A 25,271-nucleotide genomic window follows, 5' to 3' on the forward strand; every position below is an offset into this window, starting at 1 on the left:
TGCCGATGGTGTCAGCAGAGTGGAACATGTTCGGGGGTCGGTGCGCCCTGCGACCACACCGGGTGGATTAATGGATTCAGCACACTGCCATCGATCAATGGTCAGATGGCCCGTCGTCCGAACGTTGTCCCGGAAGGTCATCCGATGCCACGATCCGTCCCCCTGTCCGAACTCGACCCGAACACCCCGGTGATCGTGGGTGTCGGTCAGGCCTCCGAGCGGCTGACCGACACCGGATACGAGGGATTGAGCGAAGCCGACCTCGCGGCCCGCGCGGTCGAGGCGGCACTGACGGACTCCGGTGTCGCGGCGCCGTCCATCGCGGCCGAGATCGACACGGTGGTGGGTATCCGCACCTTCGAGGAATCGAGCCCGCTCTCGACCTCGCCACTCGGCCGACCCGACAACATGCCGCGCGCGGTCGCCAAGCGAATCGGGATGGATCCACGGCGTGCGGTCGTCGGGGTGACGGGCGGTCAGAGTCCCCAGAGCCTGCTCACCGAGTTCGCGGTCGAGATCGAGGCCGGACGGTCCACGGCCGCCGTTCTCTTCGGCGCCGAGATCATGTCGACCGTCCGTCATCTCATGTCGTCCACCCCCGCAGACCAGCGCCCCGACCTCTCGGAACAGGTGGGCGGTCAGCTCGAGGACCGCGGCTACGCGATCGCGGGCCTCACCTCCCATCAGGAGGCCAAGCACGGCCTCATCGCGCCGATGTCGCAATATGCCGTCCTCGAGAACGCACGCAGGCATCGCCTCGGTCTCGGCCGTGACGAGTACGGGCGCACCATGGGCGAGTTGTTCGCGCCCCTGTCGCGGGTCGCGGCAGGCAACCCGCATGCCGCCGCGCCGACGGTGCGCTCCGTCGACGAACTGGTGACCGTCGCCGACGGCAACCGTGTGGTGGCGGATCCGTTCACGCGTCTCCTGGTCGCTCGCGACCAGGTCAATCAGGCCGCCGCAGCGGTGATCCTGTCGGTCGGTCAGGCCCGCACGCTCGGTGTCGACCCATCGCGGTGGGTGTTCCTGCACGGGCACGCCGACGTTCGTGAGCAGACCCTCATGAAGCGGCCGGACCTCAGCACCGGGCCGGGCGCGGCGGCCGCGGTCCGCCACGCCCTCGACGTCGCCGAGGTCGGCCTCGACGACGTGTCCTTCATCGACATCTACAGTTGCTTCCCGATCGCGGTCTCCAATGTGATCGACCCGCTCGGGATCGCCGCCGACGATCCGCGCGGGCTGACCCTCACCGGCGGCCTCCCCTTCTTCGGCGGCCCGGGTAACAACTACTCACTGCACGCGATCGCCGAGGCCGTGGACCGGGTCCGCACAACGCCCGACACCTACGCGCTCGTCGTCGCCAACGGCGGCATCCTCAGCAAGACATCGGTCGGCGTCTACAGTGCGCGGCCCGCCGCGTGGCATCCGGCGGATTCGGCCGGAGTCCAGGAAGAAGTCGACAACTCGCCGACGGTCCGGCCCATCGACTACGCCGACGGCCCCGCGACCATCGAGACCTTCACGGTGGTCCCCGGCAAGGACGGCCGACGCAAGGGCGTCGTGATCGGGCGGGTCTCCGACGGTGCCCGATTCGTCGCCAATGTCGAGGAAGACGACGAGGAGATGTTCGACATCCTCGCGGCCGACGATCCGGTCGGTGCGAACATCTACGTCCGATCGTCGGCGACCGGCAACCGGGTCTACCCGAGCCGGGCCGCCATGATGCGCCGCCGTCCGCCCCCTGCGCCGGCATTTCGCGAGCACTACGACCACGTCGAAATTCGACGCGATGGTCACCTCCTCGAGGTCACCATCAATCGACCCGAGGCCCGCAATGCCCTCCACCCAGCCGCCAACGCCGAACTCGACGCGATCTTCGACGCCTACTTCGCCGATCCCGAACTGTGGGTTGCCATCCTGACCGGTGCCGGCGACAAGGCGTTCTCCGCGGGCAACGACCTCGCACAGACATCCGGCGCGGGACTGGAGGTGCCGAAGAACGGTTTTGCCGGCCTCACCTCGCGGCGTCACCGGCCCAAACCGGTCATCGCTGCGGTCAACGGTTACGCGCTGGGCGGCGGGTGCGAGATCGCGCTCGCATGTCACATCGTCGTCGCCGATGAGCGTGCCACCTTCGGACTGCCGGAGGTCAAGGTGGGACTCGCGGCCGTCGCCGGCGGACTCGTCCGGCTCCCCGCTGCGGTCGGCGGTGCCCTCGCACGGGACATGATCCTGACCGGACGACGCCTCGACGCAACCGAGGCGCTGGCTGCCGGACTGGTGAGCAGGGTCGCGCCCGCCGGTGAGGTCATGACGCTGGCTCGGACGGTCGCCGACGAAGTGCTGACGAGCTCGCCCACCTCGGTGCGCGAATCGCTGCGGGCCATGGAATCCTCAGCGGCGATCCCGGACGAGATCGACGCCATCGACGCGACCTCGACTGCCCTCGACAGTCTCCTGGTCAGCCAGGACACCATCGAGGGCATCACGGCCTTCGTCTCGAAACGACCACCACGGTGGACGGGTCGCTGAGCGTCGGCGTGCTCCGCCCGTCAGGGCGCTCCGGGGGTTAGGATCAGCCCGACCGACGAGAGGCTGGCAATGACAGTTGAGCAACCCGAGGCCGACGAGACGAGAGGTTGGTCGATGCCCCGCGGCACAATCGTGCTGCTGTCGATCACCGGGCTGATCGTCACCGTCGGAGGGATGAAGGCGGTCTCCGGTCTCGTCGGCCCGGTCTTCCTCGCGTTGATGCTCACCGTCGCCGTCCAGCCCATCCCCGCGTGGCTGCGCCGCAAAGGGGTGCCCACCTGGCTCGCGTTCGTCGCGACCCTGCTGGCCGTCTACGGAATCTTGTTGGTGCTCTTCGGTTCCCTGGTCTTCTCCATCGCGCGGCTCGCGACGATCCTGCCGGAGTACTCCGACAAGTTCCAGCAGCTGATCGACAACTTCCAGAAGTTCCTCACCGATCACGGGGTGAGCCAGGAACAAGTACACAACATGATCTCGCATATCGATCCGGGCAAAGCGATCGGATACGTCGGCGACATCCTGGAAGGCACACTTTCGGTCGCGTCGGCGTTGATCCTCGTGATCACCGTGCTGCTGTTCATGGCCGCCGACGCGATCACGTTCGACAAGCGAATCGCGGTGTTGCGCGGTCAACGTGCCGACATCGCAATGGCTTTCAGCAGCTTCGCACGGGGAACGCGCAGCTACCTGCTGGTGTCCACAGTGTTCGGGCTGATCGTTGCGGTCCTCGACACAGGCGCGCTGTGGCTACTCGGGGTGCCGCTGCCGATCCTCTGGGGCCTGCTGTCGTTCATCACCAACTACATCCCCAACATCGGTTTCGTCATCGGCGTGATCCCGCCTGCCCTGCTCGCCCTGCTCGACGGTGGCGTGGGGCAGATGCTGCTGGTGATCGTCGTCTACAGCGCGATCAACATCGTGATCCAGTCGGTGATCCAGCCGAAGTTCGTCGGTGACGCGGTCGGCCTGTCCACCACACTCACCTTCCTGTCGCTGGTGTTCTGGGCCTGGGTGATCGGGCCACTGGGCGCGATCCTCGCGGTGCCGCTCACCCTGATGTCGAAGGCTCTGCTGATCGACATCGACCCCTCCACGCGCTGGGTCGATGTCCTACTCGCATCATCGGCGCCCAAGGATCAGCCGAGGCCGGCAGACGAATCTCCCGAGCCCGACCCCCCGGACGAACCCGGGGCGCCGGACGGGTCCGGCGGTCCCGAGACCGGCGGCCCCGACGATTCCGGAAACTCCGATTCCAGCGGGATTACTCAGCCCACCTGAGTAGTCTCACGCATCCGCCCGGGCTCCCCTGCTGGGAATCTGATCGGCATGAGCACCTCGAACGAGATCCCCCAGACCGTCACCACCGCCGCGTTCTACGCCCAGGCCGCCATCGCCTTCGGAGTCAGCCTCGCCACCGCGATCGTCGGCATCCTCTACCTCCCCCTCGACCCGTGGCAGCGAGGCTTCCTCGCGATCACCCTCTTGTTCCTCACGTCAAGCACGTTCACGCTCGCGAAGGTCGTCCGCGACCGGCAGGAACAGACGACGGTCCGTGCCCGACTCGACGAGGCACGGATGGACAAGATCATGGCCGACCACGACCCCTTCAACCGCGTCGCCTGAGCGCCGCCCCACCCATCGCCCGGATCGCGTGTCCGACCTGGTGTCGCGACACGAGGTCCGGGCATCCCGCTTTCCTATCGCGGATGCCCTGACGTACATTCGACTGAGAACATATATTTGATAGGCGGAGCCCACGGAGTGGTGCAGCGCAGACAGGGGTGACACTTCGATGGACATGACGTGGTCGGATGCCGACATCGCGTTCCGCGACGAGGTACGCGAGTTCCTCGAAGCCAACCTCACGCCAGAGTTGCGTGCCGCGGGACGTTTGAGCACCAGCGTGTATGCCGATCACGAGGCTTCCATGGCCTGGCAGGCCATCCTGCACGAACGCGGCTGGGCCGCACCGGCGTGGCCCGTCGAGTACGGCGGCTGCGACTGGACTCTCACCCAGCACTACATCTTCAGCAGGGAGTCAGTCCTCGCCGGCGCACCGGCCCTGTCCCCCATGGGCATTCGCATGGTCTCCCACGCGATCATGGCCTTCGGTACGCAGGAACAGAAGGACCACTTCCTGCCCGGCATCCTCGACGGCAGCGTCTTCTTCTGTCAGGGCTACTCCGAGCCCGAGGCCGGCTCGGACCTCGCATCCCTGTCCATGGCCGCGGTCAGCGATGGCGACGACCTGGTGGTCACCGGCAGCAAGATCTGGACCACCCACGCCGCGGAGGCCAACTGGATCTTCTGCCTGGTCCGGACGTCGCGGCAGGAACGCAAGCAGCAGGGCATCACCTTCGTGCTCATCGACATGCGGTCGCCGGGTATCGAGATCCAGCCCTTGGTGATGGCGTCGGGCGAGCAGATCCAGGCCCAGGTGTTCTTCGACGGCGTACGAGTGCCGAAGGCCAACGTGCTCGGCACCATCGATGACGGCTGGACCGTCGCCAAGTACCTGCTCATCTTCGAACGTGGAGGTGGCGCCGTCGCGCCCGCACTCCAGGTGATGTGCGAGCACATCTCCGAGCGCGCAGCCACCGTGACCGGGCCCTCCGGGGTGCCGCTCATCGAGGAGCCGGCGTTCGCTGCAAAACTCGCCGACGCACAGATCCGGGCCAAGGTCCTCGAGGTGCTCGAGTACCGCGCCCTCGCCGCGATGAGCTCGGGCGGGGACGCCGGTTCGGTGGCATCGATGCTGAAGATCCTGGGAACCGAACTCAGCCAACACATCACCGAACTCGACCTCGAGGCGGCCGGTCCACACGGACGGGTCTACCAGCCACACGCTGCCGTACCCGGCGGGCCGATCGCACAATACGAGGTACCCGCTGACGGCTACGTCAGCGGGGAGACCTGGCAGGCGGTGGCACCGCTGCATTACCTCAACGACCGTGCGGGATCGATCTACGCGGGTAGCAACGAGATCCAGCGCAACATCCTCGCCAAGGCTGCACTCGGACTCGGTTAGAAAGCAACGGAGCAACTCACGTCATGGACTTCACACTCACCCCGGAACAGCAACTGCTCCGCGACGGCCTGGCCAAATTCCTGGCCGCCCGCTACGACCTCACGACGAGCCGGGATGCGGCCAAGGTCGGCGCCGGTTGGCAACCCGAGATCTGGCGTTCCTTCGCCGACGAACTCGGCGTGATCGGCGCCTGCCTCCCCGAATCCGTCGGCGGCGACGACGGCGGCCCAGAGGAACTCATGGTGGTCACCGAGGCGCTCGGATACGCACTCGTGATCGAGCCGTTCGTCGATTCGGTCGTTCTCGGCGCCCGGCTCCTGGAACGCACCGGCGCCGAACGCGCACTCGCGGTCGCAGCGAAGATCGCCGCCGGGACGGCCGTTTCGGCACTCGCGGCAATCGAAGACGGCTCGGGCGGAATGCTCAATCATGTCGACACCCATGCCGAGCGGTCCGGGGACAGCTGGATCCTCAACGGCGCCAAGGCAGTGGTCACGTCCGCACCGATCGCCGACCACCTGATCATCACGGCGCGGACCTCTGGTGACGTGCGCGACCGCAACGGTCTGTCGATGTTCCTCGTCGACCTCGGCGACGCGCCCGACGGCGTGGCCATGCAGACGGTCCGCACGATCGACGACCGGCGGGCCGCCGACCTCACCTTCACCGACCTGCGGCTCGACGCCGACGCGCTCATCGGTCCAGAGGACGCGGCACTCCCCCTCCTCGAGCGGGCGTGGGACGAGGCGACGGCGGCAGTTGTCTCGGAGGCCGTCGGCGCCATGCGGAAGGTCCTCGACGACACGGTCGAATATGCCAAGCAGCGCCAGCAGTTCGGAGCATCGATCGGGAGCTTCCAGGCGCTGCAGCACCGGATGGTCGACATGTACATCGAGCTCGAACAGGCCGTGGCCGCACAGTATTACGCGATCCTCACGCTCGATGCGCCACCGGCCGAGCGGGCAGCCGCGGTGTCGGCGGCCAAGGTGACGATCAGTCGCGCGGCCCGCTTCATCGGACAGAACGCCGTCCAGCTGCACGGGGGCATGGGCATGACCGAGGAGCTGGCCATCGGCCACTTCTTCCGCCGGCTCACCGCGATCGAGTACGAATTCGGTTCGGCCGACGCACATGTGGCTAGGTTTGCGCGGCTGACGACGAGCTGACCGCGACTCGGGCGTGTGTTGTCATGAGTCCGTCCATACCGGTGTGCGTTTCTCCAGGAAGGCCGACATCCCTTCCTGGGCGTCGCAGGTCATCGCGTTGGTTGCCATGGTCTCCTGCATCAGCAGGTAGGCCTCGTCCTCTCCGCGGTCTACCTGCTGGTAGAACGCCGCCTTTCCGATCGCCAGCGTCGACGCACTCGATCCAGCAATCCGCAACGCCAGATCCCTGACCACCGCGGGAAGTTCGCTGTCGTCGACCACGTCGTTGACCAGCCCCCAGTCGGCCGCGGTGGCCGCGTCGACGGCATCACCGGTGAGCAGCATCTTCATCGCCCGCTTTCGTCCGATCGCCCTCGTCAGGGCGACCATCGGCGTCGAGCAGAACAAGCCGATCCGCACGCCGGGGGTGCTGAACCGCGCCGACATACCGGCAACGGCGAGGTCGCAGGTGGCGACCAGTTGGCAGCCTGCAGCGAAGGCCATTCCGGCGACCTCGGCGATCACCGGTTGCCGGACCGTGTGGATTGCGGACATCAGCTCGGTGCACACCGCGAATGCAGCGCGCTCGTCATCGAGGGTGCGGTCGACGAGTTCACCGAGATCGTGCCCGGCGGAAAAGGCCGGGCCGAGTGCTCGGATGATGATCACCCGTACATCCCGGTCCGCATCGAACTGCCGCAACGCGTCGGTGATCGCCCGCATCGTGTCGGTCGAGAGCGGATTACGGCGGCGGGCATCGTCGAGGGTGATGACACCGATCGAAGCGTCGGTTGTGACGGTGATGGACATGACTCCACTCTCCCCGCTCGGCGGCGTCGGCGACACGCGTTTCGACCCAGTGCCCCGTCAGACCAGTGCCCCGTCAGACCAGTGTCCCGTCAGACCAGTGCCCCGTCAGACCCGCTGCCCCGTCAGACCAGCTCCGTCAGTCACCGAACAATCCGTTTGTGCGATCCGGGAATCTCTCGTCCCGGTCGTGACGTTCTTGTCTCACGTGACCACCAGTCCCACTCTCTTCCGCCCGCTGACCATCCGCGATCTCGAGATCCCCAACCGCATCTGGCTCGCCCCGATGTGCCAGTACAGCTGTTTCGCCGGTGACGGCGTACCCACCGACTGGCACCTCGTGCACCTGGGTGCGCGGGCCACCGGGGGATTCGGGCTCATCCTGAGCGAAGCGGCGGCGGTCACGCCGGACGGACGCATCAGCGCTCAGGACGCGGGGATCTGGAACGACGCACAGGCCGGGGCGTGGCGGCGGATCACCGATTTCGTGCACGACCAGGGCGCCACCGTCGGCGTCCAACTCGCGCATGCAGGCCGCAAGGCGTCGGTGTATTCGCCGTTCGCCGAACAGTCCGGCAGCGTGCCCGCAGCCGAGGGAGGCTGGACCACGGTCGGGCCGTCGCCGATCGCCTTCGACGGATTCGCAGCGCCGGCCGCGCTGAGCACCGACCAGATCGCTGAGGTGGTGGAGGCGTTCGCGAACGCGGCCCGTCGCGCCGATGCCGCCGGTTTCGACGTGGTCGAGATCCATGCGGCGCACGGCTACCTGCTGCATCAGTTCCTGTCGCCACTGTCCAACGAGCGCAACGACTCCTATGGCGGAAGTTTCGACAATCGCGTCCGGATCGTGCTCGAGGTCGTCGAGGCGGTCCGGCAGGCGTGGCCGGACGGCAAGCCATTGTTTGTCCGCATCTCCGCCACGGACTGGACCGAGGGCGGGTGGGACCCCGCCGACAGTGGTCGGCTCGCCCGGTTGCTCGGTGACCGCGGTGTGGACCTGATCGACGTGTCGACCGGCGGCAATGTACACGCCGACATCCCGGTGGGACCCGGATACCAGGTGGAGTTCGCGCGCTCGGTCCACCGCGAGTCGGGAATCGACACCGCCGCAGTCGGACTCATCACGCAGCCGGACCAGGCCGAGAAGGTCGCAGGGGACGACGACATCGCGGCGGTGTTGCTCGCACGCGCCGCCATCCGTGAGGCCGCCTGGCCGTTGCGCGCCGCGCACGAACTCGGTCTCGCACGTCAGGACGCGCCGTATCCCGACCAGTACACCCGCGGCGCCTGGCGGTAGCGGTCAGCCCACCCGGACCACGGCATCGACGTCGGCGAGCACCTGGGTCTTCAGCACCTTCTTCGCGACCTTGCCGGTCGCAGCGCCATGAACCCATGTCCATCGCATTGGTGATGATGCCGCGGTGGGTGATCACCACCCCCTTGGGTCGTCCGGCGGTTCCCGACGTGTACCGGATCGCAGCGACGTCGTCGGATTCGACATCGGCGAAATCGCTGCTGTCCAAGGATTCTCCGTGGACGAGATCGTCGAGCGCGACACCACCCGAACGGCCCCCCGCCCCCGGTCCGGACGCCGATGATCGGGCGGCATCGACAGGTCGTCGAGGGCCACGAACGCCTCCTCAGGTACTCCGGTCGGTATTGCCGACCACATTACGGGCACGATTACTGTTGGTCTAACAGTATTTACCGCCGGATCGCGGAATCCGGCCCGCCCGGATCGTCGGGGCCGCCCGGCACTCAGAGCGCGAACGAGTACCCGCCGTTGACCGGGATGGTCTGCCCGGTGATCCACGAACCCTGATCGCCGGCAAGGAGAACCGCGAGGTGTGCCAGGTCGTCGGCGGTTCCGGGGCGGCGGATCTGGTAGTTCTGCAGTATCGCTTTGGCTCGTGGCGAGTCCGGGTCGTCCCAGAGCGCCTCGGTGAGCGGGGTGTGCATGGTGCCGAGCGCGATGCTGTTCACCGTGATCCCGTGGCGTCCGCCCTCCATCGCGATCGAACGCACGAACCCTGCCGCGCCGGCCTTCGCCGCCGCGTACACAGCGCTGTTGCGATCGCCGGTACGCGCCGCGTCGGAGACAATGGTGATGATGCGACCCCAGCCACGAGCGATCATGTCCGGCAGCACCGCATGCGTACAGTGCATCACGCCGTAGAGATTGACCTGGATGAACGGCTCCCAGTCGACCGGATCGGTCTCGTGGAAGCGACGACCCACCGTGAACGGGCCCGCACCCGCATTGCCGGCATTGTTCACCAGGATGTCGATCGTCCCCGAAGCGGCGACCGCGTCGGCGACGGCACGGTGATCGGTCACATCGAACGGGACCGCGGTGGCGACGCCACCGGCGGACCGGATCTCGTCGACGACGGCATCTGCGCGCTCCCGGCCGAGATCGTTCACCAGCACCTCGGCTCCCGCCTCGGCGAAGGCCAACGCCAGCCCTCTGCCCACGCCCTGCCCGGCCCCCGTTAGCAGGGCCCGTCGACCGTCCAATTCCAACCGTATCGCCACCGTCGACAACATAGTACGGATCTCGGTGGCCGATCAACCCTCGATGTTGGCACCCACCAACGCGATACACGCGGCGACCGCCGGCTCGACGATGGTGTGGAGTGAGCGGTTCTCCTCCAGCGCCGAGGCCGCGAGCTCACGGATGCCACCCCAGATCATCACACCGATCTCGCGTGTCATCGGGGCGATGCCCGCGGCCCGCATCTGCGGATTGTCGGTCAACGGCACCAGTACATCGATCAATGACTCCATCGCCTCGACCTGCACCCGCCGCGCCGACTCACCGAGAGCCGGCAGCTCACGAATCCAGCTCCACGCGATCTCCGGATGTTCGTCGGTGACGGACACGTACACCTCGACCGCCTGCCGGATCTGCGTTCTCCATTCGGCCGCCGGATCGACTGCGCCGGCGATCGCCGCGACCATGGCGTCGTTGGTCGTCTGCAGCAGGTCGACGAAACACGCCTGTTTGTCACTGAATTCCTGATAGAAGGACCGGCGGGACGTACGGGCGACCCGCACCACATCGGCGACCGTGGTCTCCCGATATCCGCGGTCCATCAGACATCTGGCCATGGCATCGAGCAGGCGTTGCCGCAGCGGTGACACTCTCCCGCCGCCGGGGCCGGTCGGCGCCCTCCCGTCGTCGGCCTCCGTCGGGGCCGCCTCGGACACAGCTGCATCGGACACCCCCCAACCATACGACCCCGTCCCCTTGCGACAACGCGGAACGCGAGCGTACCGTCGGACCGGTACGCCGCTGTACCAGCCGCCGTCACCCGTCGCCCGGGAAGGGATTCGCACATGGTCGCCGCACAACCGATCGGAAGATCCGTCGCCGACTCGAGCACATCGCCCGACCCGTCGCCGGTACTGCCACCCGGACCGCACCTGCCCCCGTTCGTGCAGGGTCTTGGGTTCGTGGCCCGGCGCCGCCAGACGCTCGCCGCCTTTGCCCGTCGGTACGGCCCCGCCTTCACACTCCGAATCCCGTTGTTCGGCAAGGTCGTCGTCATCGCCGATCCGACCATGGCCAAGCAGCTGTTCACCACGTCTACCGACCAGGTCGCCAACGTCCAGCCGAACTTGGGCCGCATCCTCGGCGACGGATCGATGTTCGCACTCGAGGGCACTGACCACCGCCGCCGCCGCAAACTCCTCACTCCCCCGCTGCACGGACGGAGGATCAAGCAATACGAAGCCGTGGTTGCCGAGGAATTCGACGCGGAGGCACGGACCTGGCGGATGGGCACCGAATTCGCCACCCTCGAACCGATGATGCGCGTGACACTCAACGTCATCCTCCGGACGGTCTTCGGCGCTGACGGGCGCGAACTCGACACGCTGCGTGACATCATCCCGCCGCTGGTGACAGTCGGCTCCCGCCTCGCATCCACCCCCGACATCCCGTTCTCCCTGGGCCGTCTGGATCCACGACGCAACTTCGTCACCCGCCGGCAGGTCTACGTCGACACCCTCGCGACGCTCATCGCGAAGGCACGCGCGGATCCCCGGCTCGACGAGCGCGACGACATCCTCGCGCTGATGCTCCAGAGCACCTACGACGACGGTTCGTCGATGACCGACGCCGAGATCGGCGACGAGTTGCTCACGCTCCTGGTGGCCGGCCATGAGACCACCGCGACCACATTGGCCTGGGCAATCGAACGGCTACAACGGAATCCGGACGTCCTTCGCGCACTGGTCGACGAGGCCGACGAGGGTGGCAGCGAGCTCCGGATGGCCACCATCATGGAGATCCAGCGCAGCCGCCCGGTCATCGACCTGGCCGGCCGCCATGTGGTCACCGAACTCCTCGAGCTCGGCCCCTATCGAATCCCCCAGGGCTACAACGTCCTGGTCGCCATCTCCCTCCTACACGACGACAGCAGGCAGTTCGCCGACCCGGAGCGCTTCGATCCCGACCGGTTCGTCGGGAACACACCGGGACAGGCGTGGCTCCCGTTCGGTGGCGGGACCCGCCGGTGCATCGGCGCGGCATTCGCCCACATGGAGATGGACGTCGTCCTGCGAAGCCTGCTGCGGGACTTCGTCATCGAGCCGACATCGACCAAGGGCGAGGCGTGGCACAGTCGTGGCGTGGCCTACTCGCCCCGCCGTGGTGGCCGCGTCACTCTCCGCCGCCGCGTGGCCCCGGGCTAGGCGAGCAACTCGTCGAGCGCGGCCTCGTCGAGGCCCAGCATCGGCGAGATACGGCCGATCGGGAACGACGAGACCATCATCAGGATGGCCGGGTCGATTTCGTCGACGCCCATCAATGCCGCGATCCGGGAACGGAATTCGGGTCCCGCGATCGGATGGTCGAGCACTTCACCGACCGTCGACGACGGGCCGACGGGTGCGGTGCGATCGTCGCCGGGCACCTCGACGGCGGTGACCACCCGGATGTCGCGGCTCGACGCGCCGACCTCCACCCGGTAGGCGCCGCCTTCCACGACCCAGTCGTCGGCCGCCCGATCCCAATAGGCGAGTTCGGATCTCGGTATCCGCAGTCCGAGACGCTGCGATCCTCCCGGCTCGAGGTCGGCGATCCCGACCGCCTTCAGCTCCCGGGGCGGGCGGGCGACCACCGAGTCGTCCAGGCCGAGATAGACCTGCGCCACCGCCCGCCCCTCGCGAGCGCCCGTATTCGACACCGTGACGCCGAGCTCGAGCCCCGCCGTTGTCGACGTCACCTCGATGTCGTCGAATTCCATTGTAGTGTAGGATAATCCGTGGCCAAACGGATAGCGGACCGGGAGATCACGAGCGTCGTACCACCGATACCCGACGAAGATCCCCTCGCCGTAGCGCACGTGCAACTGTTCGCCGGGGAAGTCCAGGAACGACGGACTGTCGGCGAGCCGGAGCGGGATCGTCTCCGCGAGACGTCCGGACGGATCGGCCACGCCATAGAGGATGTCGGCGATCGCTCCGCCACCGGCCTGCCCGAGCAGCCAGCCCTCGAGCACCGCAGGGGCCGCATCGACCTCGGCGAGGTCGACCACGCTTCCGTTGGAGAGCACCACGACGGTCCGCGGGTTCCCCTCGAGGACCCGCCTGAGCAGTTCGAGCTGCGGTGCGGGCAGGCGCCAGTCGGTGCGGTCGAAGCCTTCGGATTCGTCGTCGTCGCCGAGTCCGAGAAAGACCACCGCGACCTCGGACCGGCGGGCGGCATCGACCGCCGCATCGACCATCTGATCGTCGGATTCCGTTGCGGCGATCGCGAATCCGGGTGCGAACGACACTGCGTCCGGGGCGGCGAGCGACCGCATCTCATCGAGCGCGACGTCGAGGCGGAAGGGATTGATCTTCGAACTGCCGCCGCCCTGATAGCGCGGTGTCCGCGCGAACTCGCCGATCACCGCGACCGACGTCGATCGGGCGAGCGGCAGCACCGGACCGGCGTCGTCGACGGCATCGTTCTTCAGCAGGACCGGACAGCGCCTCGCCACCTCCCGCGCCAGGCGGTGGTGCGCTTCGCGGTCGTACGCCGCGCCGTCGGCTCCGTTCTCCGCTGCGGCCGACGCCAGCTCGACGACCCGGCAGGCCGCGGCATCCAGTACCTCCACAGCCACGTCGCCCCGATCCACCGCGGCCCGCACCGCGTCCGGTCCGACGTCCCCACTCGACGGCATCTCCAGATCGAGTCCGGCGCTCAGCGCCACCACCCGGTCGTCGACCGCCATCCAGTCGGAGACCACCAGCCCGTCGAATCCCCATCGCCCCCGCAGCGTCTCGGTGAGAAGCCAGGTGTTCTCGGTCGCATACACACCGTTGATCTTGTTGTACGACGCCATGATCGTCCACGGCTGTTCGGTGCGGACGATGTGCTCGAACGCCCTGAGATAGATCTCGTGCAGCGGGCGCTCGTCCACGTCCGCACTGACCCGGAGGCGTTCGTGTTCCTGGTTGTTGACCGCGAAATGTTTGACCGAGGTCCCGATGCCATGCCCCTGCACGCCGCGCACCAGGGCGGCCCCGATGCGGCCCGTCAGATATGGGTCCTCGGACAGGTATTCGAAGTTCCGCCCGCCGAGCAGTGACCGCTTGATGTTGACGCCCGGCCCGAGGATCACCCCGACCCGTTCGGCGACGCACTCGATCCCGAGCGCATCCCCGACGCGCTCGATCGCGGCAGCATCGAACGACGAGGCCATCGCCACCGCCGGCGGGAAACAGACCGCCGGAACCGAGTCGTTGATGCCGAGGGCGTCGGCATCGCCCGCCTGTTTGCGGATTCCGTGCGGCCCGTCGGTGAGCATCAACGGTTCGACACCGTGGTCGGCGAATCCCACGGTGTGCCAGAACGATGCTCCCGATGTGAGGGCGGCCTTCTGTGTCGTCGAGAGGGCGGCGACGATCTCGACGGCTCGCGCGTGATGGTCACCGGGCCGCGACGGGGAGGGCGATTGAGTGGGCATGAAGCCAGCCTGCCCGAGGCGATATCTCGATTCAATGTCCCCGCCGAGTGGGTCCCCGTACGGGCTGTATAGTGACCCGGGCCACACTCGTGATGAGGAAGGTAGCGCCGATGACGGTTACCGACGAACGCGCGGACGACCCGAACTTCGAGTACGTCAGAACCGATCCCGATCGGCCGCCCGTGGCGATCATCGATCGCTCGCCGATGACGACCGGCAAGAAGATCCTGTTCGCCATCATCGGGTTGATCGGCGCGGTCTCCTGGGCGATCGTCGCCTTCGTCCGTGGCGAGACCGTGAACGCGGTGTGGTTCGTCCTGGCCGCGGTCTGTACGTATGTCATCGCGTACCGTTTCTACGCCCGGATGATCGAGATGAAGGTCGTCAAGCCCCGCGACGATCACGCAACGCCCGCCGAGGTCCTGGACAACGCACGCGACTACATGCCGACCGACCGCCGGGTGCTGTTCGGTCATCACTTTGCGGCCATCGCCGGCGCCGGGCCCCTCGTCGGTCCGGTGCTGGCCGCCCAGATGGGCTATCTGCCGGGCACGATCTGGATCATCATCGGCGCAGTGTTCGCCGGTTGCGTGCAGGACTATTTGGTGCTGTCCATCTCGACCCGTCGTCGGGGACGGAGTCTCGGCCAGATGGCCCGCGACGAGCTGGGCGCGTTCGGCGGGACTGCGGCCATCGTCGCCGTCTTCGTCATCATGATCATCCTGATCGCGGTCCTCGCACTGGTGGTCGTCAATGCCCTGGCCGATAGTCCGTGGGGCGTGTTCTCGATCGCGATGACCATCCCCATCGCCCTGTTCATGGGGGTCTACCTGCGCTACCTCCGGCCCGGTCGGGTCAGCGAGGTGTCGATCATCGGTGTGGTGCTGCTGCTCGGTGCAATCGTCGCGGGCCGCTACGTCGGCGAATCCTCCTGGGGCAACGACTGGTTCAGTCTCTCGCCGGTCTTCCTCAGTTGGGCCATCATCATCTACGGAGTGGCGGCCGCCGTGCTGCCGGTGTGGTTGCTGCTGGCGCCACGCGACTATCTCTCCACCTTCATGAAGGTCGGCACCATCGCACTGCTCGCCGTGGGCATCCTGTTGGTCCGCCCGGTGATGGAGGCGCCGGCGGTCAGTGACTTCGCCTGGAACGGAAAGGGCCCGGCCTTTGCGGGTGCGCTGTTCCCATTCCTGTTCATCACGATCGCCTGTGGCGCCTTGTCCGGATTCCACTCGCTGATCGCCTCCGGCACCACACCGAAGATGCTGGCAAAGGAGAGCCAGGCCAGGGTCATCGGATACGGCGGCATGCTGACCGAGTCCTTCGTCGCGATCATGGCACTGATCACCGCGTGCATCCTCGATCAACACCTCTATTTCGCGATGAACGCCCCGAAGGCGGTCACCGGCGGCACGGCCGAAGGGGCCGCGGACTACGTCAACGGCCTCGGCCTGGGCGGTACCCCGGCGACCGCCGAACATCTCCAGCAGGCCGCCGAGGGCGTGGGTGAGTCGTCGATCGTGTCCAAGACCGGTGGCGCCCCGACGCTCGCGATGGGCATGGCCGACACGCTCCAGGACGCGATCGGCGGCGAATCGCTGCGGTCGTTCTGGTACCACTTCGCGATCATGTTCGAGGCGCTCTTCATCCTGACGACCGTCGATGCGGGCACCCGTGTCGCGCGATTCATGCTCTCTGACGGCATCGGGAACCTGCCCGGCGCAAAGCGATTCAAGGATCCGTCGTGGCGTCCCGGCGCCTGGCTGTGCACGGTCATCGTCTGCGCACTGTGGGGATCGATCCTGCTGATGGGTGTCACCGACCCACTAGGCGGCATCAACACGCTGTTCCCGCTGTTCGGCATCGCCAACCAGTTGCTCGCGGCGGTCGCACTGACCGTCGTCACGGTCGTCATGTTCAAACGAGGCCAGGTCAAATGGGCCTGGATCCCGGGAGTACCGCTGATCTGGGATTTGATCGTCACCATGTGGGCGTCGTGGCAGAAGATCTTCTCCGGCAACCCGTCCATCGGATACTGGTCGCAGCACAGCGCGTTCGTCGATGCGAAGGACCAGGGTCTGACGACGTTCAAGACGGCGAAATCCGCGGACGAGATCGACGCGGTCATCCGGAACACCTTCATCCAGGGCACCCTGTCGATCATCTTCGCCGTCCTGGTGTTGATCGTCGCCGTCGTCGGCGCCTACATCTGCTTCCGGGCGCTCCGGCTGGGTGGCATGCCGACCACCGAGGAGGAACCGGTGCCGTCGAATATCTTCGGACCGCGCGGGCTCGTCGCGACGCCCGCCGAGAAACAGATCCAGCGAGAGTGGGACGAGTATCTCGCGGCCCATCCGACGATCGAGTCGTCGAGTGAGTCACCGTCGAGCGAGTCACCGTCGAGCGGGACGAGATCGCCGTGATCGCCACCATCCGTCGTGGTTGGGACGCCGTCAGTTGGTACGTCGGCAGCGTGATGGGCGACCGCGACTATGCGCACTATCTCGACCACGCCGCACGCACACACCCGGATCGGCCCCCGCTCTCCGAGCGGGAATATTGGCGGCACCGGTACGCCGAACAGGACCGCAACCCCGGCGCTCGCTGCTGCTGATCGGCGACGTGCCAACCGGTGGACGGCATCCGGGATTGACCCGCTGTCGCGGCGGGTAGTACTGGATGCATGGTGGATCACCGCGAACACAACTCCGGCGACGCGGGCCTTCACGGCGTGGCCGATCATGCTGACACAACTCCGTGGTCGGTACGGGTCGTCGCCGATCCGGGCCCGCCGACGGCTGCCGTCGACCGGATCCGCGACCGGCTGGATGAACGCCTGCGGGACAGTGCCGGGATCGACTCACTCAAGGTCGACACCGAAACCCTCGCGCTGAACCCAGACGGCGGACTCCTCGTTCCGGAGCGGCTGCGCGACCCAGGGGATGAAGCCTCGGTGGTCGTCGTGATCACCGAGTTCCCGCGTATGGACGGGCGACGAGGCATGATCGCTGAGGTCGACCACAACCGGTCCACGGTGGTCGTGTCGCTGCCGGCACTCGGCATCGTCACCCATCGGCTGCTGCCCGTGATCGTCGCAGCGGTCAGGCGTGTTCGCTCGCCGCACGCGAGGAGCGCCGTCCACGGCGCGCGTTGGTTCCCGGCCGACCGGGACGATCTCGAGTATCTGGCCTCCGGGAAGTTGTTGAGCCGCACCAGGATGGTTGCCGGAATGGTCCGCGGCAACCACCCGTGGAGGCTCATCCCGACCCTGACCGGCCTGATGGCAGCTGCCGCCGCCACCGCCAGTTTCGGCGTCTTCTATTCCTCTATCTGGGCGATGGCCAATGCACTCAGCCCGTGGCGCCTCGCCGGTCTGTCGCTGCTGTCGATGGTCGTGATGACGGTGTGGTTGATCGTCAACAACCGGCTGTGGGAACGGAAGGGCATGCTGCCTCCGGCGCGCGCCCGGCTTTACAACGCGGCGACCGCGACGACAGTGCTGCTCAACGCCGCAGTGTTGTACGTCGGCCTGTTCGTCACCACGGTGTGTGCCGCGCTCGCCGTGATCGACTCCGGTTTTCTGGCGCAGGAGTTGAGCCTCCAGAGCGCGGCGTTCCACAATTATCTATATCTGGCCTGGCTGGCGACGTCGATGGGCACGGTGGCCGGAGCCGTCGGTTCCAGCGCCGACAGCTACTCCGACATCCTCGCCGCGACCTACGGATATCGCGAACGCGGACGTCGCCGGCGCGAGGAGGACCGCGAACAAGAGATCGAGGCCTCACGCGAGTCCGCCGGTCGGTGAGGAGGAACCATGGCCACCGAGAAACAGCAGCAGATCGCGAGCGCGCTCGTCGAGCGCGCCGGTCGGACGTATGCCGACGAGGCCGGCATCACGCTCAAGGACACGCCGGCACCACTGTTCCAACTCCTCGTACTATCGCTTCTGCTCAGCACCCGCATCTCTGCCGACATCGCCGTCGCGGCGGCCCGCGAGCTGTTCTCCGCCGGCTATCGCACGCCGGAGAAGATGGCCGCGGCCGAGTGGCAGTCGCTCGTCGACGCTCTGGGTCGCGGTCATTACGTCCGCTACGACGAGAGCACGGCCACCCGGCTCGGCGAAGCAGGCCGGAAGGTCCTCGACGACCATCACGGCGATCTACGCGCACTGGCGGACACGGCCGACGGCGACGTCGGCCGGGCCGCCGCGCTGCTACAGGAGTTCACCGGGATCGGCCCGGTCGGTGCGGACGTGTTCCTGCGCGAGGTGCAGTCGGTCTGGGAGTGGGTCGCTCCGTACTTCGACAAGCGAGCGCTCGCGGTCACGGCGGACCTGGGACTGCCCGACGATTCCGCCGACTTGGCTCGGCTGGCCGACGGCCGACCGGCCGTGCTGGCGGCCGCCCTCGTACGGGCTTCTCTCGACGACGACGTGCGCAGGGATCTGGGCTGATCCGAAAGCCCTATTTCCGCCGAAATGCTGTGACACAGAACACAGTTGAGATGTGTTCTTCGTCACCGTGGATTTGATTGTGGAAAGTGATGATTCGCCGCAAATCACCGCGATGCGCAGGCAATTCACCGGAATCCCCCAGGTGTTATCTGAGCGTTACCCCAATGCCGCAGGTCACCGTGTCGGCGTGACCTATCCGTTACCCATCTTGTACGGTCGCCACCGGTCCGAAGATCAGCTGCCCAGCCCGCTACGGGGCGGCGATAGGAGGAACGATGACCATGAGTATGAAGAAGCTCGCTGTACGCGCCGGAGTTGTCGGCGCACTGTCCCTGGCCCCGCTCGCCGCATTCGCCGGCACCGCTTCGGCGGCGGGCAACTGGGACGCTGTCGCCCAGTGCGAGAGCGGTGGCAACTGGTCCACCAACACCGGAAACGGCTACTACGGCGGTCTGCAGTTCTCGCAGAGCACCTGGGAGGCCAACGGCGGGTCCGGTAGCCCCGCGAACGCCTCGAAGGCCGAGCAGATCCGCGTGGCCGAGAATGTTCTCGCCTCGCAGGGTCCGGGCGCCTGGCCGGTGTGCGGCTCCAACCTCTGATTCTCAGAGCAGAGCTCCACGTCTGACCCGTGAGCCGGGTCGAGGAGTGTCGATGACGACACGACTCGGCCCGGCTCACGTCGTCAGGTCACTCCGATGTCGGGCACCGATCAGCCGTGCCATCATCGGGAAGAGCAGGACCGTCGTCGCGCCGGCCGCGACAAGGGTCGACGCGACCCCGATCGACATCAGATCCGACGCCGTCGCGACCTGTGTCACCGCAACGATGATCGGGAGTCCCGTCGCGGCGTAGAGCGCCAGCTGTGCGCGCTCGTGACCGAATTCAAGATTCGACCCGTGTTCGATGTAACGCTCACTCAGCCACACCGGCAGCCCTCGGGCCACCGCGATCGCTGCGACGAGGGCCGCCCACATCCCCGGGTGTCCGAGCACTGCCGTCACGTCGATACCCATCCCGGACGTCACGAAGAAGACCGGGATGAAGACACCGAACCCGATCACCTCGAGAGACTTGCCCACTTCTTGCTGTTCGGGCCCGATGAGGCGCCGCAGGATCAGGCCGGCCGCGAAGGCCCCGAGCACCACGTCGAGGTCGAACACGGCCGCCACCGTCATCAGTGACACGAGTAGCAGGATGACGATCCGCACCGGCAACTGAATTGTGCCTCCGCGCATGACGGTCACGGCTCGTCGCACGCCGGGCACACGCGCGATGAGCCGTTGCGGCACAGCGCCGATGATCACCGCGGCCAGACCGAAGAGCACCAGCACCACCAGAGCTCCGATGACGTCTCGGCTGGTCAGCAGCAGCGACATGGCCAGGATCGGACCCAACTCCCCCACCGCACCGTGCGCCATCACCGAGCGGCCCAGTGGGGTGTCGAGAACACCGGCCTCACGGATTATCGGCAGCAGTGTGCCGAGCGCGGTCGAGGTGAGCGCGATGGCCACGGCGATGTGGGTGGAGAAACCCTCGCCCGGAACTGTCAGGGACACGACGACGAGCGCGGACACCAGACCGATCAGCCAGGTGAATCGTGCGACTCGCCCCGACTTGCCGCTCAGCAATTGCGGGTCCAGCTCGTAGCCGGCCAACAGGAAGAGCAGTCCGAGGCCCATCTGGCTCAAGATCGCGACACTGTCGTTGTCGGCCCAGCCCAGCATGTTCGGCCCGACGACCATTCCCGCGGCGAGCAGCACCACCGCGTCGGGCACATACCCCCGAGTCAACCGGGAGATCAGTGGTGACGCCACCGCCGCTGCGGCGATCCAAAAGAGCGATTCGATCGCCGTCGTGTCCATCTCGGACGACGCCTCGGCCAGCAGCATCATGTGGAACATCCTGGCACAGCGAGGTTCAGGCCCGATCCCGTCGCGTGCCGGGCGAATCGACATCTCGACCAATCCGCTGACGAGCACCACGCGAATGCTCGATAGAAGGACCACTGATCTACGACAAGCCGGAGGTTAGAACGCATGAGCAATCGCACACGAGGCCGTCACCGCGCACCGAACCAGCACCGCCGCATGGCGACATTCGTCGCCGCAGGATCCGCACCGGTGGTGTTCGCGTTCGCCGCTGCCGGGGCCGCGTCGGCGGCGCCGGCCGCGCCGCCGTCGCATGATCGTGCGCCGATGCCGTCGATTCCCACACTGCCCGCGATGCCCGCCGTGCCCATGCCGTCGCTGCCCGCGCTCGCACCGCACCTCTCGCCACCACCGGCCGTCTCGGAGGCCGCCGCACCGCGCCCAGCGGTCAGCCCCCGGTCGGATGACGTCGACACCAAGGCCGGAGATCAGCGAAACGGCCGCGGGACCCGGGTCCAGCGGACGCAGCCATTGGGACCACTCGATCTGAGTTCACTCCACGCACCGAGGCCGGTGGCACCGGTCAAGCCGATCACGCCGACCCCGGGAACCGTGCGCGCCGGCGATCTCCAGGCGCCGGCGCCCGACTGGTTGCCGGCGCAACAGACGCGACAGGTGAACGATGCGGCCGCGGGGGCCGAGGCCCAGGTCGCGGCCGCGGGTGACTCGATGGGCCTCGACCCCGCACGTTCGGACCGCGTCGCCGCGACGACCGTCGGCGACGCGACTGCCGGTGCGGCGATCGCGACCGCGACGGTCGGCGCACCGCTGGCCGCGGCCGGCGGAGTGGTCGGCGGAGTCGCCGGGCTGGTCGCCGGTGTGCCCTTCCTGCCCGCCGGCCTGGTTGTCGGCCCGGTCGCCGGGGCCGCCATCGGGGCCGCGGTGACCGCAGCCCCGTTCACCGCGATGGGAGCCGGAATCGGCGCAGGCGTCGGCATGGCACGGGGACTCGCCGAGCCCCCGCACCGGTAGGCGCGACCGGCACCTCGCATCCCGGCACCTCGCATCTCCGGGCAACGACACCAACAACCCGACCTGACCGTCGGGTAGGTGACAGGGTTGGAACCACACCCTCACCCGCGATTGGAGTCGCACGATGGAGACCCTCGACGACCCGGAGGCCGTCGGTGGTTCCGCCGACGAGTCATCCGAGCGCATCAGTCTGTCGATGTCGCTGTTGATGACGCCCGACATGGCGAACTTCGCCGGGAATGTCCACGGCGGCACAGTGCTCAAGCTGCTCGATCAGGTGGCGTACGCGTGTGCAAGCCGCTATTCGCGGAGGTACGCGGTCACCCTCTCGGTCGACCGGGTGATCTTCCGGGAACCGATCCGGGTCGGCGAGGTCCTCACCCTCACCGCGTCCGTCAACTACACGGGGCGCACGTCGATGGAGGTCGGGATCCGGGTCGATACCGAAGATGTGCGTACCGGACAACGACGGCACACCAACAGCTGCTACTTCACGATGGTCGCGACCGACGACAGCGGCCGGCCACACGAGGTACCGCAACTCACCCCGCGGACGGAGGTTCAGAAACGTCGCTTCCGCGAGGCACAGGACCGGCGTGCCTCGCTACGGTCGGCGCAGTGATCGGTCAGCCGGCCATCTTGAGGCCGATCACACCGCCGACGATGGCCACGATGCAGAAGATCTTGACCAGGCTCACCGACTCCTCGCCGGTCGCCATCGCATAGACCACGGTGAGAGTTGCGCCGATGCCCACCCAGACGGCGTAGGCGGTTCCGGTGGGCAGACTGCGCATCGCATAGGCGAGACCGGCCATGCTCGCGATCAGTGCGACGCCGAAGACCACGCTGGGTCCGAGTCGGCTGAAGCCCTCGGATTTGCCCATCGCGGTCGCCCAGACGGCTTCCAAGACACCCGATACGACGAGCACGAGCCATGACATGACGGTGACCTCCAGAGCCACCGTCTTGTCGTCGGCCGGGTACGGCGGGCTCGTCCGGTTGTCATCCTCGACCGATCCAGGCTAGCAAATCGGCGATCAGGCCTCAGGTGCGTCGATCAGGCCTCGGGGAGGTCGTCTTCGTCGAGCGCACTCACCGCGATCCCGTACGGCAGGAATCGCACCTTCCGCTTCGGGTCGGTGTTGTGCTTGTTCGCGCGGAGGGCATCGAGTTCGGTGGAGTAGACCTGCTCGACGCGAGCACCCCCCTCGTCGTCGACGACGAAGACTGCCCAGACGCCGGTCCCGGTGTCACCGGTTGTCTCGGGCTCACGATGGGTGCGGCGCCCGGTGTCCTCGAAGATCGCCGACCACGTGCCGCCCTGTCCGCCGGGACTCGCGAGGAACTTGCCGACCATGTCGCGGACCCCGTCGGTGGCCTCGCGTGCGAAACGGTCGAAATCCTCCGGGCTCATCCCGAATGGTCCGTTGTTGTCCGCCATGTGAGCCTCCTGATGCAGCGGGCCGCGGCAGTTGTGCCGTGTCCGTCCAGTCTCCACAGGTTTGGCGGTCTCCGCCACCATCCCGCGAGGTCGACGCGGACTCAGGCCCGGCCGGCGTCGTGCATGATGATCGCGACCTGCACCCGATTCGAGGTCCCGAGCTTGCTGAAGATGTGCGAGATGTGCGCCTTCACGGTTGCCACGCTCATGTAGAGCTCCTCGGCGATCTCGGCGTTGGACGCACCCTTCGCCAGGCACACGGCGACCTCGCGCTCCCGCTCGGTCAGACTCGCCAGCGACGCGCGCTCGGGCGACGAACGGCCGCCGACACCGCCGTTGTGCACCACCTGCTTGATCAGGGCGGCAGTCACCGACGGACTCAGCGCCGGCTCGCCGCGAAGGACGTTCTTGATCGCGGCGACGATGTCCTGCGGTGCCGTGTCCTTGAGCAGGAATCCGTCGGCCCCGACCGCCAGCGCCCGGACCACGTAGTCATCGGCATCGAAGGTCGTCAGGACGATGACCGACGGTGGACGCTCGAGCGCCTTGAGTTCGGCGGTCGCGGCGATCCCGTCCATCACGGGCATCCGGAGATCCATCAGAACCATGTCGACCGGCTCGGCGCGGTGCCGGTCGACGGCGTCCTGGCCGTTGGACTCCTCGGCCGCGACGTCGAGCTCGGGATCGCCGCCGAGCAGCAGTCGTAGACCGGAACGGACAAGCGGATCGTCGTCGACGATCATGATGTGCGCGCTCATGCCTGCCACGGTAGCCAGACATGCAGGACAAACCGCCGGTCGTCGGTGCGTACCGCGGAGTGTCGGCCCCCGCTCAACGCGACCCGTTCCGCGACACCGACGAGACCCAGTCCGGAACTCGGTGGCGCAGTCGTGGGTTCGTGCCGCAGCGGGAGCGGGTTGTCGACGAGAAGGTCGACGCCCGATTCGGGGTCGCCCTTGATCCGTACCGCGACGGTGGCGGCAGGCGCGTGCTTGCGTGCATTCGTCAGTGCCTCCTGGAGGCATCGGTACAGAGTTCGGAATCGCGCCGGCGCGATGGCGATCAGGTCCGCGGCGCAGACGTACTCGATCCGCATCCCGCCCGCCCGGTTCTCCTCGATCAACGCATCGAGATCGTCGGGAAGTGCTTGCGGTACTTCCGGATCGGCGTCACCGGGCCCCTCCCGGAGGACCCCGAGCACCTCGCGTAGCTCGGTCAGGGCGAGGTGCGACGTCTCCTGGATCGTCTGTGCGGTTTCCTGGACCTGTCGGCGGTCGAGGTCGTCGCGATAGGCCAGTGCGCCCGCGTGCATGCTGACCGTCGAGATCCTATGGGCGAGAACATCATGCATCTCACGGGCGATCCGCGCCCGCTCGACCGACCGGGCCCGCCGAACCTCGGACTCCTGCTCGGCCTCGGCAAGCGTGGCCCGTAGGCGCCAACTCGCCAGCAACTCCCGGCGCGAGCCGATGTACATGCCCCACGCGATCATCGTCGCGATGGCCGCCAGCATGGTGCCGTAACGCACCAGCAGAGGCTCCTCGACATCGGGCACGTTGAAGAACTCCTCGGCGAGAATCCCACATCCGACCGCGAGGACGGCCTGCGGAATGATCTCCCGCCATTTCCGTCTCGTCGCCAACGACACCATCGCCAGGGTGCTCGGTCCGAGCGAACTCGCCGAGAGGATGCCCGCCAGATTGGTGAGGGTCGCGACCGCGACCGGATGCGAGCGCCGCCACCACACGAGGACGTAGCTGATGAGGCCCAGGGTCATGTCGGCCACGGACCACCAGCGAACGTGCTCCCACTGATAGCCCACCCGCGAACCCCAGGCGATCCCGGTTATCAGGAGCATCAGCACCAGGCGCCACCCGTGACTCCACCACGTCAACGGCGGCTGATAATCCTCGGGGCGCACACCCTCACGGTAGTCGGGGTGTTCCCGGGGGCACCTCGTACTCGCGGCCACACCGACATCCGACTTTGGTCGCACACGGAAATGG

Annotated in this window: 23 protein-coding genes, 1 pseudogene and 1 riboswitch; of the genes and pseudogenes, 14 read left to right on the forward strand and 10 right to left on the reverse strand. The window is 67.2% G+C overall.

Annotation, left to right across the window (positions count from 1 at the left end; genetic code table 11):
* Positions 1-144 precede the first annotated feature (144 nt).
* The 5 genes from ACLQ3I_RS02400 to ACLQ3I_RS02420 all read left to right on the forward strand — a co-directional run bounded on the left by ACLQ3I_RS02400 (position 145) and on the right by ACLQ3I_RS02420 (position 6,726).
* A complete protein-coding gene (locus ACLQ3I_RS02400; protein ID WP_425800005.1) occupies positions 145-2,532 on the forward strand; it encodes an acetyl-CoA acetyltransferase in 2,388 nt (795 codons plus the stop codon).
* A 114-nt stretch (positions 2,533-2,646) separates the two neighbouring features.
* Positions 2,647-3,810 carry an AI-2E family transporter gene (locus ACLQ3I_RS02405; protein ID WP_425800006.1) on the forward strand — a complete coding sequence of 388 codons (1,164 nt, stop codon included), beginning with the start codon at positions 2,647-2,649 and terminating at the stop codon, positions 3,808-3,810.
* A gap of 48 nt (positions 3,811-3,858) precedes the next feature.
* Entirely contained in the window at positions 3,859-4,155 is a 297-nt protein-coding gene (locus ACLQ3I_RS02410; protein WP_164308965.1) for a YiaA/YiaB family inner membrane protein, read from the forward strand.
* A gap of 169 nt (positions 4,156-4,324) precedes the next feature.
* Positions 4,325-5,560, forward strand: coding sequence for an acyl-CoA dehydrogenase family protein (locus tag ACLQ3I_RS02415; RefSeq protein WP_425800007.1), 1,236 nt, complete (start codon positions 4,325-4,327; stop codon positions 5,558-5,560).
* Positions 5,561-5,583: 23 nt separating this feature from the next.
* Positions 5,584-6,726 carry an acyl-CoA dehydrogenase family protein gene (locus ACLQ3I_RS02420; RefSeq protein ID WP_425791336.1) on the forward strand — a complete coding sequence of 381 codons (1,143 nt, stop codon included), beginning with the start codon at positions 5,584-5,586 and terminating at the stop codon, positions 6,724-6,726.
* 21 nt (positions 6,727-6,747) lie between these two features.
* On the opposite strand, the gene ACLQ3I_RS02425 is transcribed toward ACLQ3I_RS02420, so the two are convergent.
* Positions 6,748-7,515, reverse strand: a complete 768-nt coding sequence (locus ACLQ3I_RS02425) for an enoyl-CoA hydratase (RefSeq protein ID WP_425800008.1) — start codon at positions 7,513-7,515, stop codon at positions 6,748-6,750.
* 187 nt (positions 7,516-7,702) lie between these two features.
* On the opposite strand from ACLQ3I_RS02425, the gene ACLQ3I_RS02430 reads away from it, so the two are divergent.
* Positions 7,703-8,809: an NADH:flavin oxidoreductase/NADH oxidase gene (locus tag ACLQ3I_RS02430; protein WP_425791333.1), complete on the forward strand. Its 1,107-nt coding sequence runs from the start codon at positions 7,703-7,705 to the stop codon at positions 8,807-8,809.
* Between the two features lie 145 nt (positions 8,810-8,954).
* On the opposite strand, the pseudogene ACLQ3I_RS02435 reads toward ACLQ3I_RS02430, so the two are convergent.
* From ACLQ3I_RS02435 to ACLQ3I_RS02445, 3 genes and pseudogenes are all read right to left on the reverse strand, one after another.
* Positions 8,955-9,035: pseudogene (locus ACLQ3I_RS02435) on the reverse strand (hypothetical protein); the annotation flags it as partial.
* Positions 9,036-9,270: 235 nt separating this feature from the next.
* Positions 9,271-10,047 (reverse strand): SDR family NAD(P)-dependent oxidoreductase, encoded by a 777-nt coding sequence (locus tag ACLQ3I_RS02440; protein ID WP_425791331.1) that lies wholly within the window; start codon positions 10,045-10,047, stop codon positions 9,271-9,273.
* A 33-nt stretch (positions 10,048-10,080) separates the two neighbouring features.
* Positions 10,081-10,737, reverse strand: coding sequence for a TetR/AcrR family transcriptional regulator (locus ACLQ3I_RS02445; RefSeq protein ID WP_425791329.1), 657 nt, complete (start codon positions 10,735-10,737; stop codon positions 10,081-10,083).
* Positions 10,738-10,851: 114 nt separating this feature from the next.
* On the opposite strand from ACLQ3I_RS02445, the gene ACLQ3I_RS02450 reads away from it, so the two are divergent.
* The gene (locus tag ACLQ3I_RS02450) at positions 10,852-12,210 is read left to right on the forward strand and encodes a cytochrome P450 (protein WP_425800009.1); all 1,359 of its coding nucleotides are present in this window, start codon (positions 10,852-10,854) and stop codon (positions 12,208-12,210) included.
* Here ACLQ3I_RS02450 and ACLQ3I_RS02455 read toward each other — a convergent pair.
* The gene (locus tag ACLQ3I_RS02455) at positions 12,207-14,471 is read right to left on the reverse strand and encodes a glycoside hydrolase family 3 C-terminal domain-containing protein (RefSeq protein WP_425800010.1); all 2,265 of its coding nucleotides are present in this window, start codon (positions 14,469-14,471) and stop codon (positions 12,207-12,209) included. The two genes, ACLQ3I_RS02450 and ACLQ3I_RS02455, sit on opposite strands and share 4 nt — an antisense overlap.
* Before the next feature lie 110 nt (positions 14,472-14,581).
* Here ACLQ3I_RS02455 and ACLQ3I_RS02460 point away from each other — a divergent pair, with 110 nt between their 5' ends.
* The 5 genes from ACLQ3I_RS02460 to ACLQ3I_RS02480 all read left to right on the forward strand — a co-directional run bounded on the left by ACLQ3I_RS02460 (position 14,582) and on the right by ACLQ3I_RS02480 (position 19,523).
* On the forward strand, positions 14,582-16,894 hold the full coding sequence (locus ACLQ3I_RS02460) for a carbon starvation CstA family protein (protein WP_425800011.1): 2,313 nt from the start codon (positions 14,582-14,584) through the stop codon (positions 16,892-16,894).
* A complete protein-coding gene (locus ACLQ3I_RS02465) occupies positions 16,891-17,085 on the forward strand; it encodes a YbdD/YjiX family protein (RefSeq protein ID WP_425791321.1) in 195 nt (64 codons plus the stop codon). The genes ACLQ3I_RS02460 and ACLQ3I_RS02465 overlap by 4 nt, the downstream gene beginning before the upstream one ends.
* A 69-nt stretch (positions 17,086-17,154) precedes the next feature.
* The gene (locus ACLQ3I_RS02470) at positions 17,155-18,276 is read left to right on the forward strand and encodes a hypothetical protein (RefSeq protein ID WP_425800012.1); all 1,122 of its coding nucleotides are present in this window, start codon (positions 17,155-17,157) and stop codon (positions 18,274-18,276) included.
* Between the two features lie 9 nt (positions 18,277-18,285).
* The gene (locus ACLQ3I_RS02475) at positions 18,286-18,924 is read left to right on the forward strand and encodes an endonuclease (protein ID WP_425800013.1); all 639 of its coding nucleotides are present in this window, start codon (positions 18,286-18,288) and stop codon (positions 18,922-18,924) included.
* Between the two features lie 275 nt (positions 18,925-19,199).
* On the forward strand, positions 19,200-19,523 hold the full coding sequence (locus ACLQ3I_RS02480) for a transglycosylase family protein (RefSeq protein ID WP_425791315.1): 324 nt from the start codon (positions 19,200-19,202) through the stop codon (positions 19,521-19,523).
* A gap of 75 nt (positions 19,524-19,598) precedes the next feature.
* Here the strand turns inward: ACLQ3I_RS02480 and ACLQ3I_RS02485 are convergent, their stop codons facing one another.
* Positions 19,599-20,813: a cation:proton antiporter gene (locus ACLQ3I_RS02485; protein ID WP_425800696.1), complete on the reverse strand. Its 1,215-nt coding sequence runs from the start codon at positions 20,811-20,813 to the stop codon at positions 19,599-19,601.
* A gap of 147 nt (positions 20,814-20,960) precedes the next feature.
* Between ACLQ3I_RS02485 and ACLQ3I_RS02490 the strand changes: the two genes are divergently transcribed.
* Positions 20,961-21,824 (forward strand): hypothetical protein, encoded by an 864-nt coding sequence (locus tag ACLQ3I_RS02490; RefSeq protein WP_425791313.1) that lies wholly within the window; start codon positions 20,961-20,963, stop codon positions 21,822-21,824.
* Positions 21,825-22,020: 196 nt separating this feature from the next.
* Positions 22,021-22,446: an acyl-CoA thioesterase gene (locus tag ACLQ3I_RS02495; protein ID WP_425792085.1), complete on the forward strand. Its 426-nt coding sequence runs from the start codon at positions 22,021-22,023 to the stop codon at positions 22,444-22,446.
* A gap of 4 nt (positions 22,447-22,450) precedes the next feature.
* On the opposite strand, the gene ACLQ3I_RS02500 is transcribed toward ACLQ3I_RS02495, so the two are convergent.
* From ACLQ3I_RS02500 to ACLQ3I_RS02515, 4 genes are all read right to left on the reverse strand, one after another.
* Positions 22,451-22,765, reverse strand: a complete 315-nt coding sequence (locus ACLQ3I_RS02500; RefSeq protein WP_425791311.1) for a DMT family transporter — start codon at positions 22,763-22,765, stop codon at positions 22,451-22,453.
* Positions 22,766-22,779: 14 nt separating this feature from the next.
* A riboswitch (guanidine-III (ykkC-III) riboswitch) is annotated at positions 22,780-22,842 on the reverse strand.
* A 39-nt stretch (positions 22,843-22,881) separates the two neighbouring features.
* The gene (locus ACLQ3I_RS02505) at positions 22,882-23,265 is read right to left on the reverse strand and encodes a hypothetical protein (protein ID WP_425791309.1); all 384 of its coding nucleotides are present in this window, start codon (positions 23,263-23,265) and stop codon (positions 22,882-22,884) included.
* A 101-nt stretch (positions 23,266-23,366) separates the two neighbouring features.
* A complete protein-coding gene (locus ACLQ3I_RS02510) occupies positions 23,367-24,023 on the reverse strand; it encodes a response regulator (protein ID WP_425791307.1) in 657 nt (218 codons plus the stop codon).
* Positions 24,020-25,186 (reverse strand): sensor histidine kinase, encoded by a 1,167-nt coding sequence (locus ACLQ3I_RS02515; protein WP_425791305.1) that lies wholly within the window; start codon positions 25,184-25,186, stop codon positions 24,020-24,022. Before ACLQ3I_RS02515 ends, ACLQ3I_RS02510 begins: the two co-directional genes overlap by 4 nt.
* Between the last annotated feature and the right edge of the window lie 85 nt (positions 25,187-25,271).

It is taken from the genome of Gordonia sp. DT101 (genome assembly GCF_049844895.1).
In the GTDB taxonomy this organism is placed as follows: domain Bacteria; phylum Actinomycetota; class Actinomycetes; order Mycobacteriales; family Mycobacteriaceae; genus Gordonia.